This is a genomic window from Ralstonia condita, from assembly GCF_958405655.1.
In the GTDB taxonomy this organism is placed as follows: domain Bacteria; phylum Pseudomonadota; class Gammaproteobacteria; order Burkholderiales; family Burkholderiaceae; genus Ralstonia; species Ralstonia condita.
The window spans coordinates 134,335-151,914 of sequence record NZ_CATYWO010000003.1; the positions used below are offsets into that span (position 1 = coordinate 134,335).

Genomic DNA, 17,580 nt, shown 5'->3' on the forward strand with positions numbered 1-17,580 from the left:
AGTCTTCCGCTTGTGGCGCAGGGCAGCGTTGGCAAATACTACACGCCCTTGCCGCCTGCCCGACGGGCACCGCGCAAAGTCTGCCCGTCGGCCCACTCCGACCGGCGATTTCCGACCGCAGGGATGAACCCACATCCCGCAATCCAGCAACTTCGACCAAGGTTCGAGGAGACCGACATGAGCTTCGTCAGGCAACACCTGATCTGGCTGGTCGTCGCCATTCTTGGCGCGTTTGGCTTTGCCACCGTAGCGCTTGCGCGCGGCGAGGCAGTCAGCGCGCTCTGGGTGGTGGTGGCCGCCGTGTGTATCTATCTGATCGCATATCGCTACTACAGCCGCTTCATCGCCGACAAGGTGCTCGGCCTCGACGGCACCCGCAAGACGCCGGCCTGGCGCCACAACGACGGGCTCGATTACGTCCCCACCAACAAGTACGTGCTGTTCGGCCACCACTTCGCAGCCATTGCGGGGGCGGGTCCGCTGGTGGGCCCGGTGCTTGCCGCGCAGATGGGCTATCTGCCGGGCATGCTGTGGATCCTGGCCGGCGTGGTGTTTGCCGGCGCGGTGCAGGACTTCATCGTGCTGTTCATCTCCACCCGCCGCGACGGCCGCTCACTGGGCGACCTGGTGAAGAGCGAAATGGGCACGGTGCCCGGCGTGATCGCGCTGTTCGGCGCGTTCCTCATCATGATCATCATCCTGGCCGTGCTGGCGCTGATCGTGGTGAAGGCGCTGGTGGGTTCGCCGTGGGGCAGCTTCACGGTGGCGGCGACGATTCCGATCGCGCTGTTCATGGGCGTGTATGTGCGCTATATCCGCCCGGGCCGCATTGGCGAAATCTCCATCATCGGCTTCGTGCTGCTGATGCTGGCCATCGTGGGCGGACAGGCCGTCCATGACAGCGCCACGCTCGCGCCGCTGTTCACCTTCGACGGCAAGACGCTGACGTGGATGCTGATCGGCTACGGCTTCGTCGCTTCGGTGTTGCCGGTGTGGCTGCTGCTGGCCCCGCGCGATTACCTGTCGACGTTCCTGAAGATCGGCACCATCATGGCGCTGGCCATCGGCATTTTGATCGTCGCACCCAACATGCAGATGCCTTCGCTCACGCAGTTCGCGGGCGGCGGCGGTCCGGTGTGGTCGGGCAACCTGTTCCCGTTCCTGTTCATCACGATTGCATGCGGCGCGGTGTCGGGGTTCCACTCGCTCATCTCGTCGGGCACCACGCCCAAGCTGCTGGAGAACGAGACGCAGGCCCGCTTCATCGGTTACGGCGCGATGCTGATGGAATCATTCGTCGCCATCATGGCGCTGGTGGCCGCCTCGGTCATCAATCCGGGCGTGTACTTCGCGATGAACAGCCCGGCGGCCCTGGTGGGCGCCACGCCGGACGCCGTTGCGCAGACGCTCTCCACATGGGGCTTCGTCATCACGCCCGACGTGCTGATCCAGACCGCCAAGGACGTGGGTGAGAACACCATCCTCGCCCGGGCAGGCGGCGCGCCGACGCTGGCTGTCGGCATGGCGCACATCCTGCACCAGGTGGTGGGTGGCCAGGCCATGATGGCGTTCTGGTACCACTTCGCGATCCTGTTCGAGGCGCTGTTCATCCTGACCGCCGTGGATGCCGGCACGCGGGCCGGACGCTTCATGCTGCAGGATCTGCTGGGCACCTTCGTGCCGTCGCTCAAGCGCACGGATTCGCTGGTAGCCAACCTGATTGCCACGGCTGCGACTGTCGCGCTGTGGGGCTACTTCCTGTATCAGGGTGTGATCGATCCGCTGGGCGGGATCAACACGCTGTGGCCGCTGTTCGGCATCTCCAACCAGATGCTGGCCGCGATTGCACTCACGCTCGGCACCTGCGTGCTGGTGAAGATGAAGCGCGACCGCTATGTCTGGGTGACGCTGCTGCCGACTGCCTGGCTGCTGATCTGCACGCTCACGGCGGGCTGGCAGAAGCTGTTCGATCCGGACCCGAAGATCGGCTTCCTGGCCCACGCCAACAAGTACGCCGATGCCATCGCAGCCGGCAAGTTGCTGGCCCCGGCCAAGTCGATGGCACAAATGCAGCAGATCGTGCTGAACGACCGCATCGACGCCTTCCTGTGCGGCCTGTTCGTGCTCGTGGTGGTGAGCATCGCCTGGTACGGTCTGCGCACGGTATTCAAGGCGCGTGCGCACGCGCGTCCGACCGTCAACGAAACGCCGTACGAAGCGCTGGGCGCGTAAGGCACGGCAGGCGTGGCGGACGCGATGCGCGCCGCCACGCTGCTGCAAGGAGATCCCCATGCGCGAAGAGATCGAAACCCTCGGCCGCTACCTGGGCCAGGCGATGCGCCTGATGGTCGGCGTGCCGGACTACGACACCTACGTGCGCCACATGCAGGAGACCCACCCCGGCGCGTCGGTCATGACGTACGAAGAATTCTTTCGTGAACGCCAGGACGCGCGCTACAAGGGCCGGGTCGGCCGCTGCTGCTGAACGGCAAGACGCGGTCGCAAAAGCAAAACCGCCAGTGCGTGATGCCTGGCGGTTTTTTTTGTTTGCCTACATGGACGGCCGCGCCGCGGCGGTCGGCGGATCCCCGTGCTTGGCGCGATACGTCTTCTCGACCAGTTCGCGCAGCTTGGCCAGCGCACCCACGTCACCCTGCGCCGCCGCACGCCCGTACCAAGCCTTGGCCTGCTCGATGTTCTGCGGGACCACGCCCGGCTCGCCGCGCTCGTAGTAGCTGGCGACGATGTACTGAGACGGCCCATCGCCAGCCTCGGCCGCCCGCTTGTACCAGAGGAACGCCCTGGCGTAGTCGCGCGGTACGCCCCGGCCGGTGAAGTAGTTCGTGGCCAGCGCGCGCTGGGCTTCGACATGCCCGCCGGTGGCGGCACGCTCGTACCACTTGTTGGCCTCTTCCAATGAGCGCGGCACCAGTTCGCCACGCTCGAACAGCTCGCCGTAGGCGAACTGCGCATGCGTCATCTGGTTGTCGGCGGCGCGACGCAGCCATTTGACCGCCTCGTCGGGCCGCGCGACGGTACCCTCGCCGCGCATCAGCATCATGGCGTAATTGAATTGCGCCAGGCGGTCGCCGCGCTGCGCAGCTTCGGCAAATTCGTCGAAGGCGTGGCCGAAGTCGTTCTGCTCGTAGTGCGCGATGGCGACCTGGGTGAGGGCGGCAGCCTCGCTGTGAGCCTGCGCGGGGGAGGTGGCCGCCAGCGCCGGCAAGATCGCGACGCTGGTCGCGAGGGCAATAGCCCCCCGCAGGATGCGTCGAACTCCACAGCGGCCGAACGGTGTGTCCATGGCGATCTCCTCAAGGGAAGAGCGGCCAGTGTAGCGCGCAGCGCAACTGCGCGTGGACCCCAGGCGAGCCGCCACGCGCGGGCGGTTTGCATGCCCGGGCAATCAGCCCGCGCGCACCCGGTAGACCGCCACGCTGCCGCGCCAGTTGGCGCCCCAGCGGACCACATTCCCCTCGTGCAGCACCACGCGATCGAGAATCACCAGCCCGACCTTGGGCGCCAGCGCCTCGAAATCGCGGATGGTCAGCACGCGCACGTTGGGCGTGTCGTACCACTCATACGGCAGCGCTTCCGACACCGGCATCCGCCCCCGGAAGATCGACAGCCGGTGCGGCCAGTAGCCGAAGTTCGGGAACGACACGATGCACTCGCGGCCCACGCGCAGCATCTCGCGCAGCACCTGCGCGGTGTTGTGGATGGTCTGCAGCGTCTGCGACAGGATGACGGTATCGAAGCTCTTGTCTTCGAACAGCGCGAGGCCGCCCTCGAGGTTCTGCTGGATCACGTGCACGCCCTTCTGCGTACAGGCCAGCACGCCGGCATCGTCGATCTCGATGCCGTAGGCAAGCACGTCGAGCTCGTCCTGCAGCACGCGCAGCAGGCTGCCATCGGCGCAACCGAGGTCGAGCACCGACGAATGCGGTTCGATCCAACGTGCAATCGCACGGAAGTCAGCCCGGTCGGCCAGGATATTGGGCACCGCCCGAGGTGCCACGTTCAGCGTTTGCGTGGTCATGCGCCGATCTCCTGCGCAATACGTTCGTAGTAGGCCCGCACCAGCGCGTGGTAGCGCGCGTCTTCCAGCAGGAAGGCGTCGTGGCCGTGCGGTGCGTCGATCTCGCCGTAGGTGACGGCCCGCTTGTTGTCGAGGAGCGCCTTGACGAGTTCTCGGCTGCGCGCGGGCGCAAAGCGCCAGTCGGTTGCGAAACTGATGACGAGGTAGCTCGCCTGCGTATGCGCCACGGCTTGGGTCAGGTTGCCACCGTAAGCCAGCGCGGGGTCGAAGTAGTCGAGCGCGCGCGTGATGAGCAGATACGTGTTCGCGTCGAAGTATTCGGCAAACTTGTCGCCCTGGTAGCGCAGGTAGCTTTCCACCTGGAACTCGACGTCGAACGAGAACCGGATATCGTCGCTCTTGAGCTCGCGGCCGAATTTCTCGGCCATGTCTTCATCCGACAGATACGTGATGTGGCCGATCATGCGCGCCACGCGCAGGCCGCGCTTGGGCTTGACGTGATGCGCGTAGTAATCGCCGCCATGGAAATCGGGGTCCGACAGGATCGCGCTGCGCGCCACCTCGTTGAAGGCGATGTTCTGTGCCGACAACTTGGGCGTGGATGCCACCACCACGCAGTGCCGCAACCGCTCCGGATACATCAGGCTCCAGGCCAGCGCCTGCATGCCGCCGAGGCTGCCGCCCATCACCGCCGCGAACTGGCGGATACCGAAGCGGTCCGCTACGCGCGCCTGGGCGTTGACCCAGTCTTCCACCGTCACCACCGGAAAGCGCGCACCATACGGCAGGCCGGTCTCGGGGTGCGGGCTCATGGGGCCGGTCGAGCCGAAGCACGAACCCAGGTTGTTCACCCCGATGACGAAGAAGCGGTTGGTATCCACCGGTTTGCCGGGGCCGACCATGTTGTCCCACCAGCCGACCTCGCCCTCGGCGTGCACGCCCGCCACGTGGTGCGAAGCATTCAGCGCATGGCAGATCAGCACCGCGTTTGAGCGATCTGCATTGAGCGTGCCGTAGGTTTCGACCATCAGGTCGTAATCGGCGATCTGCGAGCCGTTGCGCAGGGCAAGCGGCTCGGTAAAGTGCATGCGCGCGGGCACGACCAGGCCGATGGCGTTGGCCGGTTTGCCGGCATGTTCAATGGGAGAAGCCGTGTCGGCCGGGGCCGCATCATCCGCGGGGGCCGCTTGGATATCTGTCATGGCGCCAAAGAAAAAACCCGACCGGCAACGCTGACAACGCAACCAATCGGGCTCTTGTGGCGCACGTGGGGCGCCTGCCCCCGTCCTGACCGAACCTCTTTAGCCGCATTTGTAATGAGAGCCCAGCGGCACACGCCGAGGCTCCCGCGCGCCCGCAAGCCAGTCGTCAAATCGGCGCGCCAGAGTAAAGCGATTATAGAGCAAGCGGCGGCCGGCGCATCACCGCCGTGTGATGCGACCGATCCGCCGCCATGCCTCGGGTCAGAGACCCGCCATGTTGATGTACTTGATCTCCAGGTACTCGTCGATGCCGTACTTCGAGCCTTCTCGCCCGAGCCCCGACTGCTTGACGCCGCCGAAGGGCGCTTCGGCCGTCGAGATCAGCCCCGTGTTGACGCCGACCATGCCGCTCTCCAGCGCCTCGGACACACGCCACGCGCGACCGAGATCGCGCGTGTAGAAGTACGCGGCCAGGCCGAACTCGGTGTTGTTGGCTGCCGCGACGGCCTCGTCTTCAGTGTCGAACGGAATGAGCGCCGCCAGCGGGCCGAACGTTTCTTCGTGCGTCAGCAGCATGCCCGGCCGGGCATCCACCACGACGGTCGGCTCGAAGAACGCGCCGCCTTGCGCGGCCAGCGCATGCGGCTTGCCGCCCACCAGCACCCGCGCGCCTTGCGACACGGCGTCATCCAGATGCTGGCGGACCTTCTCCATGGCGCGCATGTGGATCAGCGGGCCCTGCTGCACGCCGGGCTCGGTGCCGTTGCCCACGCGCAGTGCCCGCACGGCATCGGCCAGCTTGGCGGCGAACGCGTCGTAGATGCCGCGCTGAACATAGAAGCGGTTGGCGCATACGCACGTTTGGCCCGCATTGCGGTACTTGGCGATCATCGCGCCTTCCACGGCCGCGTCGACGTCGGCATCGTCGAACACGATGAACGGCGCGTTGCCGCCCAGTTCCAGCGACAGCTTCTTGATGTCTTCTGCGCACTGGCGCATCAGCAGGCGGCCCACGGCGGTAGAGCCCGTGAAGCTCAGCTTGCGGACGATCGGGTTGGACGTCAGTTCGCCGCCGATGGGCTGTGAGTCGCCGGTCACGATCGAGAGCAGCCCGGCAGGCACGCCGGCCCGCGCTGCAAGCTCGGCAAACGCCAACGCGGAGTAGGGCGTCTCGAGCGCGGGCTTGACCACCATCGCGCAGCCCGCCGCCAATGCCGGCCCAACCTTGCGCGTCATCATCGCGATCGGAAAATTCCACGGTGTGATGGCGGCGGTCACGCCAATCGGCTCTTTCTGCACGACGATGCGGCGGTCGCCCTGCGGCGAGGGAATCGTGTCGCCGTAGATGCGGCGCGCTTCTTCGGCAAACCATTCGATGAAGGACGCGGCGTAGGCGATCTCGCCGGCGGCTTCGGCCAGCGGCTTGCCCTGCTCGGCCGTGAGGATGGCGGCGAGGTCCTGCTGGTGCTCCAGCATCAAATCGGCCAGCTTGCGCAGGATCTTGGCGCGATCGCGTGCGCTGACCTTGCGCCAGGCGCGCTGCGTCGCCTGTGCGGCGTCGATGGCGCGGCGCGTCTCGGCGGCGCCCATGGCGGGCACGGTGCCAATCTTCCGCCCGGTGGCGGGGTCGACCACATCGCGCGTGGTGCCGTCATCGGCATCGGCCCAGGTGCCGGCGAGGAATGCCTGCGTGCACCACAGGCCGGGGTCTTTCAGGGCGATGGGCGCGGCAGGCGCGCCCGGCAGATCGGTGCGGGTCATGGCGTCAAGCCTCCAGGACGCGTTGCAGGATGGCGAGCCCCTCTTCGAACACGGCGTCTTCGATGGTCAGCGGGAACAGGAAGCGGATCACGTTGCCGTAGACGCCGCACGACAGCAGCAGCAAGCCGGCTTCAAGCGCACGCTGCTGCACGAGCTTGGTGAAATCGGCGTCGGGCTTGCCATCCGGTGTATTGAACTCGACAGCAACCATCGCGCCCACGCCGCGCACTTCGGCAATGCGCGGCTGCCTGGCCTGGGCGGCGTTGAGGGCATCGACCAGGCGTGCGCCCAGCGCGGCCGAACGCTCGCATAGCTTTTCATCGGCGATGATGTCGAGCACCGCGTGCGCGGCCGCCACGGCCAGCGGGTTGCCGGCGTAGGTGCCGCCGAGGCCGCCGGGGGCGGGTGCGTCCATGATCTCGGCGCGGCCGGTGACGGCGGACAGCGGCAGCCCACCTGCGAGGCCCTTCGCCATCGTCATCAGGTCGGGCAGCACGCCGGTGTGCTCCATGGCAAACAGCTTGCCGGTGCGGGCGAAGCCGGTCTGTACTTCGTCGGCGATCATCACGATGCCGTGTTCATCGCAGAGCGCACGCACGGCGCGTACAAAATCGGCGGGCATCTGGTAGAAGCCGCCCTCGCCCTGCACCGGCTCGAAGATGATGGCTGCCACCTGGCGCGGATCGATATCGGCCTTGAACAGGCGCTGGATGGCATCGAGCGCATCCTGCGTGCTCACGCCATGCAGCGCGACAGGCGCGGGCACGTGGTAGATGCTGCCCGGGAACGGCCCGAAGCCCGTCTTGTACGGCACCACCTTGCCGGTCAGCGACATGCCCATGAACGTGCGGCCGTGGAACGCGCCCGTGAGCGCGATCACACCCGGGCGGCCCGTGTGCGCCCGTGCGATCTTGATGGCGTTTTCCACGGCCTCGGCGCCGGTGGTGAAGAACGCGGTCTTCTTGGCATAAGTGCCCGGCGTGATCGCGTTCAGGCGCTCGGCCAATTCGACGTACGAGCCGTACGGCACGATCTGGTAGGCGGTGTGCGTGAAGTGATCCAGCTGCTCGCGCACGGCTTGCACCAGGCGCGGGTGGCGGTGACCCGTATTGACCACGGCAATGCCGGCCGCGAAGTCGATGTAGCGGCGGCCTTCCACGTCCCAGAACAGCGCGTTCTCGGCGCGCTCGGCGTAGCGGTCGGTCATCACGCCGACACCGCGCGGCGTGGCGGCCAGGCGGCGGGCATTCCATTGGGCGTTCTGTTGCGGGTCTCGGGCGTTCATGGCGGTCGGGATGTGTGGGGTCAAAAAAGATGCGATGCGGGCCAGTGTCGCAGTCATTGGCCCCGTACAATGAGACCCAATCAGGTTTTTCTTTTAGAACCATTTCCGGCTCCGCAGCCCGCCATGGCAGACCATTCCCCCGCCCACCGTGCCAGCATGCTGGTCGACTACCTGCAGCGGCGCTTCGATCGATCCGACGGTTCCGGTCCCGGTGGAGAGCCCGACCACCGCCGCCTGTACCGCGTGCTGCAGGAGGGCATCCTGCGCGATGAGCTGCAGCCCGGCACACGCCTGCCGTCATCGCGGCAACTGGCGTCGGAACTGGGCATCGCGCGCAACACGGTGATCCATGTTTACGAGCAACTGGGCGTGGAAGGCTATGTCTCGGCCGGTGTCGGCAGCGGCACGTTCGTCGCCGATACCGCGCCGGACCGGCTCGACGCGGCGCCACCGGCGGTCGCTGCCGCCGCTGCGCCGATCACCGAAGCGGCAATGCCGTCTGCGCCGATGCTGTCCACGCGCGGCCGTGCGCTGGTGCGCGATGCGGGTGCGAGTTCGCGCCAATGGGGCGCCTTCATGCCGGGTGTGCCGGAGGTGCGGATGTTTCCGGCGCGCATCTGGTCGCGGCTGCACAACCGGCTGCTGCGCAAGCCGTCGCCCGCGCTGTTGACGTACCCGGTGGGCGCCGGCTACCTGCCACTGCGCACTGCGCTGGCAGACTACCTGCGCACGGCGCGTGGGGTGCGTTGCGAACCCGAGCAGATCATCATCACCGCGGGCATCCACCCCTCGCTGCAGCTCATCGCCCAGTTGCTGTGCGACGCCGGCGACAGCGCGTGGATCGAAGACCCCGGCTATTGGGGCGTGCGCAGCGTACTCACCGCTGCCGGCATCCGAACCGTGCCGCTGCCGGTGGATGACGAAGGCATGCGCTTCGACGCGCCCACGCGCACGCGTCAACGCGACAAGCCCCCCAAGCTGATGGTCGTGTCGCCTTCGCATCAGTATCCGCTCGGCTCGGTGATGAGCCTGGCGCGGCGCCGCGCGCTGCTGGCCACGGCGCACGCCACCAACGCATGGATCGCCGAAGACGACTACGACAGCGAATTCCGCTACGGCAGCCGTCCGCTGCCGTCGCTGCAGGGCCTGGACGAGGGCGGCCGCGTGCTCTACATGGGCACGTTCTCCAAGGTGCTGTTCCCGAGCCTGCGGATTGGCTACCTGGTCGTGCCGCCGGCGCTCGCCGATGCCTTTGCGACAGGGCTGTCGGAGATGTTCCGCGGCGGGCAGATCCTCACGCAGGCCGTGCTCGCGGATTTCATTGCGGAAGGACATTTCGTTTCACACATCCGCCGCATGCGGGGCATCTATGCGGAACGGCGCGAGACGCTGCTGGCGTCCATCGCCGATGCATTCGGCGACGCGCTGCCCGTACATGACGGCGCCTCGGGACTGCACCTGGTGCTCGGCCTGCCGCCTGGCACCAACGATGTGGCCGTGGCCGAGCGGGCGCTGGCCAATGACGTCGTCACGCGGCCGCTCTCGCGCTATTACCAGGACGATGCACGCAGGCAACCTGGCTTGCTGCTGGGCTATGGACACGTTGAAACGGAGGCGATTGCCGCGCGGTTTCATACCTTGGCGCAGGCCGTGCGCAGCGTCGTTTGACACGTGCGCCGAAACACAAAAGCCCCGCATGTGCGGGGCTTCCTGCCGCAAGCGCTGTGCTCAGGCCAGCAGCACGCGCAGTTGCGCGTCCGCGCCTTCCACCGGCGATTTGCGGAAACCACTCTTGGCGTAGCGATGCCAGCGGCCCAGCACGGCACAGACGATGAGGTTCGCGCGTGAGGCGATATCGCTGTCGGCCGGCCATGCGCCTTGCGTCACGGCCATGCGCAGACTCTGCTTGAGCGACGCCTCGATGCGATCGAGACACTGCGCCATGCGCTCGGGCAGGCGCTCATCTTCGCCGACCAACGCATCGCCCACCAGCACGCGCGTCATGCCCGGATTCTTGTCGGCAAACGAGAGCAGCATGTGCGCGATCGCATGGGCCTGGCGCAGGCCGTGTTCTTCGCGCAGCGTGATCTGGTTGATGAGGCCGAAGACGGTCTGCTCGATGAATTCGATCAGCCCCTCGAACATCTGCGCCTTGCTGGCGAAATGGCGATAGAGCGCCGCCTCGGACACATCGAGCCTGGCTGCGAGCCCGGCCGTAGTGATCTTCTCACCACGCGGATGCTCGAGCATGCCGGCCAGCGTTTGCAGGATTTGCACCCGGCGCTCGCCGGGGCGCGGCCGCTTGCGGGCCGGTGGTGGTGCTTCGATGACGGCTTCCGAGGCCGACTCGGCCGCAGAAAACCGCGTTTGCGCGTTGCTCATGACGTCCTGGCCCCTCTCCCGTCCTGACTGCGGAGACTACCTGCCTGTCTAGCCGCGTCGAACAAGCCTTCGTTGTAGTTGAAGCACCGATTTTACTTTCACGCCCACATAGCCGGGCCGGTTGGCGAACAAAATCGGGGCGGCGGCCGGTTGATGTGGTGAATTTGCACGCGCGCCAACGGCTGCCGCTTGCATGGGATGCAAGGCATCGGCCGCAGCGGCCGGCTGCACGCCGGGCGCGACGCGCGGCAAGTAGCCCGTCACCCACACCGTGCCGATCCCAAGACGCCGATAGCGCTTGAGGTGAGAAAGCGTGTCTTCGACGAGGATGGCGCGCGATGGCGCAATCCGCTCGCGTGCCAGCAAGCGGCGCAGCATCAGCGGATCAGGCTTCGGGCGCAGACGACGATGCACCCACATGTGCTCGACGGCAATCTCACGCATGAACGCGCGCTTGAGGCCGATGTGCCGTAGCACCTCGCGCGCATAGGCGACCGGCGCGTTGGTCAGCAGGATCTTGCGTCCGGGCAGCGCGCGCAGCAACTGGGCGAGACCGCGCTCCGCGCGCACCATGGCGCGCAGGTCGTCAAAGCGATGGGCCTCGGCCAGGAAATCGTCCGGATCGACGCCATGGTGGCGCACCATGCCAAGAATGGTGGCGCCATAGCGGCGCCAGTAGTCGACGCGCACCTGGCTGGCGGTGGCTTCGTCGGTGCCGAGCACGCGGGCCACGTAGGCCGTCATCAGCCGGTTGATCTGCGGAAAGATCGCGTGCGAGGCGTGGTGGAGGGTGTTGTCGAGGTCGAACAGCCAGACGGGCTGTTGCACGGGCCGCGTGGGCGCCGCCACCTCGCGCGGCCAGGCGCGCGTACGGCGCGCCCGGGCCACCCGGGTGGTCTGCATCAGTGCGAGCGGATCATGGTGCCGAACGCCTGTTCGGTCAGGATTTCCAGCAGCAGCGAGTGCTCGATACGGCCATCGACGATGTGCACCGAATTGACGCCGCTCTTGGCCGCATCCAGTGCCGACGAGATCTTCGGCAGCATGCCGCCGGAAATCGTGCCGTCGGCGAACAGCTCGTCGATCTCGCGGGCGGAAAGATCGGTCAGCAGGTTGCCCTGCTTGTCCATCACGCCGGGAATGTTGGTCATCATGACCAGCTTCTCGGCCTTGAGGATTTCGGCCATCTTGCCGGCCACCACGTCGGCATTGATGTTGTAGGCCTGGCCGTCATCGGAGAAGCCGATGGGCGAGATGACGGGAATGAACGCGTCGTCCTGCAGCGCCTTGACCACCGCCGGGTTGATCGCCTCGATGTCGCCCACGAAGCCGATATCGAGAAATTGCCCGGGGTTTTCACGGTCCGGCATCTTGAGCTTCTTGGCGCGGATCAGGCCGCCGTCCTTGCCGGTCAGGCCGACCGCCTGGCCGCCGTACTGGTTGATCAGCATGACGATGTCCTGTTGGACTTCGCCGCCGAGCACCCACTCGACCACTTCCATGGTCTCTTCGTCGGTCACGCGCATGCCCTGGATGAAGGTGCCGGTCTTGCCGATCTTCTTCAGGGCTTCGTCAATCTGCGGGCCGCCGCCGTGGACTACCACCGGGTTCATGCCGACCAGCTTGAGCAGGATCACGTCACGCGCGAAGCCGTGCTTGAGCTTCTCTTCGGTCATGGCATTGCCACCGTACTTGATGACGATGGTCTTGCCGTGGAACTTGCGAATGTAGGGCAGCGCTTGCGCAAGAATTTCAGCCTTGAGCGCCGGCGCGATATGCGCGAGTTCGGGGGCGAGGCCAGCAGGGTCGGGGGCAGCAGCAGCGGTCATGACGGTGACATCCGGTTGGGCGGGTATGATGGAGCGCCGAATGTCGCGTGCTACACAAACGGAGCAGCCCATTTTCGGCAGGCGCGATTTTACAAGAAAAGCATCTCCGGTCTGACCGCGCACCTTGCGTGCCTGCCGCACCGTTGCCGCGAAAGAACACCTCTGGGGAAACATGGCCATCGCACCCGATCAGCTCGACGCCTTGCGCCCGCATCTGCTGCGCTTTGCGCAACTGCAGTTGCGCGACACGGCGCTGGCCGAAGACGTCGTCGCCGACAGCATCCTTGCCGTGCTGGAACACCCCGAGCGCTTTGCCGGCAACGCGTCGCTCAAGACGTACGTGATCGGCATCCTGAAGCACAAGATCATCGATGCGATCCGATCGGGACGGCGCGAAGTGCGTGTCTCGCTGCTTGCAGGCGCCGCCGCGGACGACGCCGACCAGCGCTCTGATGAGGCCGTCTTCGACACGCTGTTCGCTGCCGATGGCCATTACGTCCGCCCGCCTTCCGACTGGGGCGACCCCGACGCGGCGCTGTCACGGCGCGAATTCTTCGATGTGCTGCAGATGTGCGTCGACCGCCTGCCCCCACGGGTGGGCCGCGTCTTCATGATGCGTGAGTGGCTGGAGCTGGAGACGGACGAGATCTGTCAGGAACTGCAAATCACCGCGACCAATGCCTGGGCACTGCTTTACCGTGCCCGCATGCGCTTGCGCGAGTGCCTGGATCTGCACTGGTTCGGCAATCAGCCGACCGCCACCTGAGTCGCATGTCAGACGCATCACCGAGAAGAACCATGCCGAACCGCTGGGGATTGCCCACCTGCCAGGAAGCCCACCGCATGCTGGTGGCCAAGATGGATCGAGAACTGCCCGCCAGCGAGCGCCTGCGCCTGCGTCTTCACCTGTTCGCATGTGATGCGTGCACGCGGTTTTCGCAGCAGATGGGATTCCTGCGCCAGGCCATGCACCGGCTGGGCCAGGACGATGCCGGCAACGACCGCCCATGAAGACATCGATGCCGGTACGCCCGGCCAACACCACGTGCGGCAACTGCGGAACCACGCTGCGTTGCGGCGCCATCGGTGACGGGACCCAACCCGATCCGGCGTGCTGGTGCGCGGCGGAAGCGGCGCTACCCGCCCATGCCCGGCTTCCGGGACAGGGCTGTCTCTGCCCGCGCTGCCTGCGTGAGGCGATCGCACGCGCGCGCGCAGTTGCCGCGTCGGACTGATCAGTCCTGGCTGTCTTCGTTCAGCGTGCGCAGCGCGCGGCGGACGTCGGCCCGGCCGCGCTGGCGTTCGGCGTGACCGCCTTGGGTGTGGGCGCCCGCCTTGCGGCCACGGGCGAGCGGCACCAGGAAATTGCGTGGGCGCGCGATGCCGGCCTGGGTGGACGGCTCGATGCGGAAGGTCAGTTTCTGGCGGGTGCCCAGCGTCTTGTTAGCCATGAGGAATGCACTCCTTTGCCCTGTGCAGCCCGCAGCGACGCCCGCCGCAGACCATCAGTGCATGTGTTCGCCGCCGTGGCCCATGGCGGGCATGTTGCCTGCGGTCAGGTCGCGTACCTTGGCCTCGACCTTCTGCTCGACGACGCGCTTGTCGGCCAGTTCCACCTTGAGCGTGATCGGCACGGTGGTGTCCTTGACCAGAGGCTGCTTCAGATCCATCAGCATCACATGGTAGCCGCCCGGCTTGAGTTGCACGGTTTGGCCCTTTGGCAGGTCAAGCGATGGCATGGCGCGCATGCGCATGACATTGCCCTCCATCTTCATCTCGTGGATTTCAGCCGTACCCGCCACCGGCGTGGACACGCCCACCACCCTCGCGCCATCGGCCGATTGCAGCGTCATGAACGCCCCGCTCGCGGTCTGGCCGGGCACGGTGCCGCGCACCCAGGCGTCCTGCACCGTCACCTGTGCGAAAGCGGTAGCGCCGGCAAGCAGGCCAGCAGCCAGCGCAGCCACGCGAACGGAGTAACGCATCGATCGGGACATCTTCATGAAAGGCTCCTGTCGGGACAAATGTGCTGCGCATTAAAGCACAGCGCTTGTGGGGGGATACGTTAGGTGCACAATTGTGCGGCCGATTGACGCATCGCGCCGGCCAGAACCGCGCGGCGCGCACGTTTACACTTACCCGCCATGCTTTCCACACTGTCCCTTGCCGCTCCACTGCTGGATATATCCAGTCTACGCCGCCTGTTCTGGCTGCGATGGAGCCTGCTTGCCACGCAGTTGATCCTGATGCTGCTGGCACCGATGGTGTTTGCGGTGCAGTTGCCGGTGCTGCCGCTGCTGGGCGTGATGGGCCTGCATGCGTTGTTCAACCTGGTGACCGGCTTGCGCATGCGCAGCAACCCGCCGGTGCGCCATATCGAGATCACCATCCAGTTGCTGGTGGATTTGAGCGCCCTGTCTGCCCTGCTGTATTTCACGGGCGGGGCGACCAATCCCTTTGTTTCGTTTTACCTGCCCGCGCTGGCGATTGCCGCGGCCATGCTGCCGATTGCACATGTCGTGGGCCTCACGCTGTATGCGCTGGCCGCCTACAGCATGATGCTCGGCAACTACATCCCGCTGAAGCTGCTGAACGAGGCCGATGCGGTGCCGTACCACCTTGCGGGCATGTGGATCGATTTTGTGGCCAGCAGTGCGATGATCGCCGGCTTTACGGCGCGGCTGTCGGCCGCACTGCGCGAGCGTGACGCGCAACTGACCGAGGCGCGCGAGCGCCTGCTGCGCGACCAGCGTATCGAGGCGCTGATGTCGCAGGGCGCCAGCGTGGCGCACGAGATGGGGACGCCGCTGTCGACGGTGGCCGTCATCGCGGGCGAGCTGCAGCACGACGCGCGCCTGCCCAACTCTCCGCTCGCGCCATACCAGGAAGACCTGCGTGCGATTGAACAGCAACTGGAACTGTGCCGCGCCGCACTTGCGCGCCTGCAGCGCAAACCCAGCGACGGCGCGCCTGAGCCGCTGGGCCAATGGCTGCCGGAATTCACGCAGACCTGGCAGCTGCGCCATCCGGACATTCGCCTGCACACGGAGACCTCCCCGGCGGCGCAGGCCGTGGCATTGGACGGCGTCAACGTGGGCCAGATCCTCACCATCCTGCTCGACAACGCCGCGCGCAGCCAGCAGCAGGCCGGGCGCGACCTGGTACCGCTGTTGCTGACCGCCAGGATCGATGCCAACCCGGACGCGCAGCGCGCGCTTGGCGGCCAGAGCATGCCGCCGCAGATCGTGCTATCCGTGGTCGACACGGGCCTGGGCCTGCCGGAAGACCTGCGCACCTCGCTGGGCCGCACGCCCGTGCCCAGCCGGCACGGCGGGCACGGCATCGGCGTGTATCTTGCCGCGACCACGGCGCGCCGCCTGGGCGGCGTCGTGGTGCTGCGGCCCAACCCGCCGCAAGGCGCCATTGCCGAACTCCGGCTGCCCCTTGGCGGTCCGAAGGAACAATCGGCGCCGCCCATCATTGGGGCGCCCACCCTCTTCACATAACGCGACCGCCTCGATGCGGCTCCGGAGAAAGCCATGCAGCAACCCGCCCCCTTCCTCATCCTCGACGACGACGATGTCTTTGCGCAGACGCTGTCACGCGCGCTCACGCGCCGCGGCTTTGCCCCGCAGATCGCCCACACGGGAGGTGAGGCGCTCGCGCTCGCGCGCCAGAATCGCTTTGCCTACGTGACCGTCGACCTGCATCTGGCCGCCAGCGACAAGGGCTTGATGCCGCATGGCGGCACGGATTCCGGCCTGCACTGGATTGCCCCGCTGCGCCAGGCGCTACCCGATGCGCGAATGCTGATCCTCACGGGCTACGCGAGCATCGCCACCGCGGTCCAGGCCGTCAAGCTGGGGGCGGACGAATACCTGGCCAAGCCGGCCAATGTGGATTCCATCCTGCTGGCGCTGCAGGTGGGCGTGTCGGAAGCGGTGGCGGAGCAAACCATGGAAAACCCCGCCCCGCTGTCGGTTGCACGGTTGGAGTGGGAACACATCCAGCGCGTGCTGGCCGAGCACAACGGCAACATCTCGGCCACCGCGCGCGCCCTGAACATGCACCGACGCACGCTCCAGCGCAAGCTGGGGAAGCGTCCGGTTGCAAAGTGACGGCGCCTACCAGCGCGTATCGCGCTCCCACGCCTTGAGCTCGTCTTCGGCACGCTCCTTCGTGTAGCCGTAGCGCTCCTGGATCTTGCCGGCAAGCTGATCGCGCTTGCCGCGGATCACGGTCAGGTCATCGTCGGTCAGTTGCCCCCACTTTTCCTTGACCTTGCCCTTGGCCTGATCCCATTTGCCTTCGATCTGATCCCAGTTCATCACGTCCTCCGTTGCGATTGAGACAACGCGGCGGCCACCCGCAGCCGCCGCTGAGAAAAACCCGCCAGACTTACTTCTTGTACTTGGCGGCCACGTCGTTCTGGCATTTCGTCTTGGCGTCGCCCGACATGGCGTCGCAGCGCTCCTTGGCCGCCTTGTAGTCGGCATCGTTGCGGTCCTTGACGGCATCGCGACGCGCTTCGCTGACGTCCTTGGCGTTGCCCGTGGCCTTCGCGTGGCTCACCTCTTCGCCGCTCTTGGCTCGCGTGTAGGCGGCCTTCGCGTCCTTCATGCAAGTGTCCTTGTCGTTGCCTTTGAGCGCATCGCACTTGGTCTTGGCAACGTCGTAATCGGCTTCCGCCTTTTCCTTGGCGGCGCGGTTGCGTGCAGCCTCGGTGCCGTCGCGCTCCACCCTTGCATTGGCCTTGGCGACGTTGTAATCGCCCTTGGCCTGCGCACGGCAAACGTCGCGGTCGTTGCCCTTCATGGCGTCGCATTTGTCCTTGGCGGCTTTGTAGTCGGAATCGGCCTGCTTGACGGCGTTGTCATACGCAGTGCGCTTGGCGTCGTTGGGAGCGGACGCGGTCGGCGCGGGCGTCAACTGGGCATGGGCCAGCCCCAGCGGGGCGCACGCAAGCACGCAACAAATAGCCAGGCGTCGGATCGGTTTCATACGCTTCTCTCCTTGTCGTGGTGTTGGGGTCGCGCACACGAAGTACGCGGCGCGCATGTGTTCTTGCGGCACCACCTCTTC

20 protein-coding genes are annotated in these 17,580 nt (G+C 66.4%); 8 read left to right on the top strand and 12 right to left on the bottom strand.

From position 1 onward, the window contains the following. Positions 1-177 precede the first annotated feature (177 nt). Together R2N03_RS12330 and R2N03_RS12335 are read left to right on the top strand one after the other, a co-directional pair. The gene (locus R2N03_RS12330) at positions 178-2,232 is read left to right on the top strand and encodes a carbon starvation CstA family protein (protein WP_316657939.1); all 2,055 of its coding nucleotides are present in this window, start codon (positions 178-180) and stop codon (positions 2,230-2,232) included. A 58-nt stretch (positions 2,233-2,290) separates the two neighbouring features. Next, the gene (locus R2N03_RS12335; protein WP_316657940.1) at positions 2,291-2,485 is read left to right on the top strand and encodes a YbdD/YjiX family protein; all 195 of its coding nucleotides are present in this window, start codon (positions 2,291-2,293) and stop codon (positions 2,483-2,485) included. Between the two features lie 66 nt (positions 2,486-2,551). Here the strand turns inward: R2N03_RS12335 and R2N03_RS12340 are convergent, their stop codons facing one another. The 5 genes from R2N03_RS12340 to gabT all read right to left on the bottom strand — a co-directional run bounded on the left by R2N03_RS12340 (position 2,552) and on the right by gabT (position 8,287). Next, positions 2,552-3,304 carry a tetratricopeptide repeat protein gene (locus tag R2N03_RS12340; protein ID WP_316657942.1) on the bottom strand — a complete coding sequence of 251 codons (753 nt, stop codon included), beginning with the start codon at positions 3,302-3,304 and terminating at the stop codon, positions 2,552-2,554. 102 nt (positions 3,305-3,406) lie between these two features. Next, complete coding sequence (metW, locus tag R2N03_RS12345) at positions 3,407-4,039, bottom strand: methionine biosynthesis protein MetW (protein ID WP_316657943.1); 633 nt, start codon at positions 4,037-4,039, stop codon at positions 3,407-3,409. Next, entirely contained in the window at positions 4,036-5,241 is a 1,206-nt protein-coding gene (gene metX, locus R2N03_RS12350; RefSeq protein ID WP_316657944.1) for a homoserine O-succinyltransferase MetX, read from the bottom strand. Before metX ends, metW begins: the two co-directional genes overlap by 4 nt. A gap of 261 nt (positions 5,242-5,502) precedes the next feature. Next, positions 5,503-7,002, bottom strand: coding sequence for an NAD-dependent succinate-semialdehyde dehydrogenase (locus R2N03_RS12355; RefSeq protein ID WP_316657945.1), 1,500 nt, complete (start codon positions 7,000-7,002; stop codon positions 5,503-5,505). A gap of 4 nt (positions 7,003-7,006) precedes the next feature. Beyond that, a complete protein-coding gene (gene gabT, locus R2N03_RS12360) occupies positions 7,007-8,287 on the bottom strand; it encodes a 4-aminobutyrate--2-oxoglutarate transaminase (protein WP_316657946.1) in 1,281 nt (426 codons plus the stop codon). Positions 8,288-8,443: 156 nt separating this feature from the next. Between gabT and pdxR the strand changes: the two genes are divergently transcribed. Continuing rightward, positions 8,444-9,955 (top strand): MocR-like pyridoxine biosynthesis transcription factor PdxR, encoded by a 1,512-nt coding sequence (gene pdxR, locus R2N03_RS12365; protein WP_316658189.1) that lies wholly within the window; start codon positions 8,444-8,446, stop codon positions 9,953-9,955. Positions 9,956-10,015: 60 nt separating this feature from the next. On the opposite strand, the gene slmA is transcribed toward pdxR, so the two are convergent. The 3 genes from slmA to argB are packed head-to-tail and all read right to left on the bottom strand — an operon-like array spanning position 10,016 to position 12,498. Next, positions 10,016-10,669: a nucleoid occlusion factor SlmA gene (gene slmA, locus R2N03_RS12370; RefSeq protein WP_316657947.1), complete on the bottom strand. Its 654-nt coding sequence runs from the start codon at positions 10,667-10,669 to the stop codon at positions 10,016-10,018. Between the two features lie 48 nt (positions 10,670-10,717). Next, on the bottom strand, positions 10,718-11,572 hold the full coding sequence (locus R2N03_RS12375) for a pyrimidine 5'-nucleotidase (RefSeq protein ID WP_316657948.1): 855 nt from the start codon (positions 11,570-11,572) through the stop codon (positions 10,718-10,720). After that, complete coding sequence (gene argB, locus R2N03_RS12380) at positions 11,572-12,498, bottom strand: acetylglutamate kinase (protein ID WP_316657949.1); 927 nt, start codon at positions 12,496-12,498, stop codon at positions 11,572-11,574. Before argB ends, R2N03_RS12375 begins: the two co-directional genes overlap by 1 nt. Positions 12,499-12,670: 172 nt before the next feature. Between argB and R2N03_RS12385 the strand changes: the two genes are divergently transcribed. The 3 genes from R2N03_RS12385 to R2N03_RS12395 are packed head-to-tail and all read left to right on the top strand — an operon-like array spanning position 12,671 to position 13,733. Next, positions 12,671-13,264 (top strand): sigma-70 family RNA polymerase sigma factor, encoded by a 594-nt coding sequence (locus R2N03_RS12385; protein ID WP_316657950.1) that lies wholly within the window; start codon positions 12,671-12,673, stop codon positions 13,262-13,264. Positions 13,265-13,296: 32 nt separating this feature from the next. Then, a complete protein-coding gene (locus R2N03_RS12390) occupies positions 13,297-13,509 on the top strand; it encodes a zf-HC2 domain-containing protein (RefSeq protein ID WP_316657951.1) in 213 nt (70 codons plus the stop codon). Further along, on the top strand, positions 13,506-13,733 hold the full coding sequence (locus R2N03_RS12395) for a cysteine-rich CWC family protein (RefSeq protein WP_316657952.1): 228 nt from the start codon (positions 13,506-13,508) through the stop codon (positions 13,731-13,733). The genes R2N03_RS12390 and R2N03_RS12395 overlap by 4 nt, the downstream gene beginning before the upstream one ends. On the opposite strand, the gene R2N03_RS12400 is transcribed toward R2N03_RS12395, so the two are convergent. Next, positions 13,734-13,949, bottom strand: a complete 216-nt coding sequence (locus R2N03_RS12400; RefSeq protein WP_316657953.1) for a hypothetical protein — start codon at positions 13,947-13,949, stop codon at positions 13,734-13,736. It lies immediately after the preceding gene. 54 nt (positions 13,950-14,003) lie between these two features. After that, positions 14,004-14,501 carry a copper chaperone PCu(A)C gene (locus R2N03_RS12405; protein WP_316657954.1) on the bottom strand — a complete coding sequence of 166 codons (498 nt, stop codon included), beginning with the start codon at positions 14,499-14,501 and terminating at the stop codon, positions 14,004-14,006. Positions 14,502-14,642: 141 nt separating this feature from the next. On the opposite strand from R2N03_RS12405, the gene R2N03_RS12410 reads away from it, so the two are divergent. Both R2N03_RS12410 and R2N03_RS12415 read left to right on the top strand, forming a co-directional pair. Then, a complete protein-coding gene (locus tag R2N03_RS12410; protein WP_316657955.1) occupies positions 14,643-16,004 on the top strand; it encodes an ATP-binding protein in 1,362 nt (453 codons plus the stop codon). A gap of 33 nt (positions 16,005-16,037) precedes the next feature. Further along, the gene (locus R2N03_RS12415) at positions 16,038-16,616 is read left to right on the top strand and encodes a response regulator transcription factor (RefSeq protein WP_316657956.1); all 579 of its coding nucleotides are present in this window, start codon (positions 16,038-16,040) and stop codon (positions 16,614-16,616) included. Between the two features lie 6 nt (positions 16,617-16,622). Here R2N03_RS12415 and R2N03_RS12420 read toward each other — a convergent pair whose 3' ends face one another. Beyond that, positions 16,623-16,826: a CsbD family protein gene (locus R2N03_RS12420; RefSeq protein WP_024977038.1), complete on the bottom strand. Its 204-nt coding sequence runs from the start codon at positions 16,824-16,826 to the stop codon at positions 16,623-16,625. Between the two features lie 70 nt (positions 16,827-16,896). Further along, positions 16,897-17,499, bottom strand: a complete 603-nt coding sequence (locus R2N03_RS12425) for a hypothetical protein (RefSeq protein WP_316657957.1) — start codon at positions 17,497-17,499, stop codon at positions 16,897-16,899. Positions 17,500-17,580 lie beyond the last annotated feature (81 nt).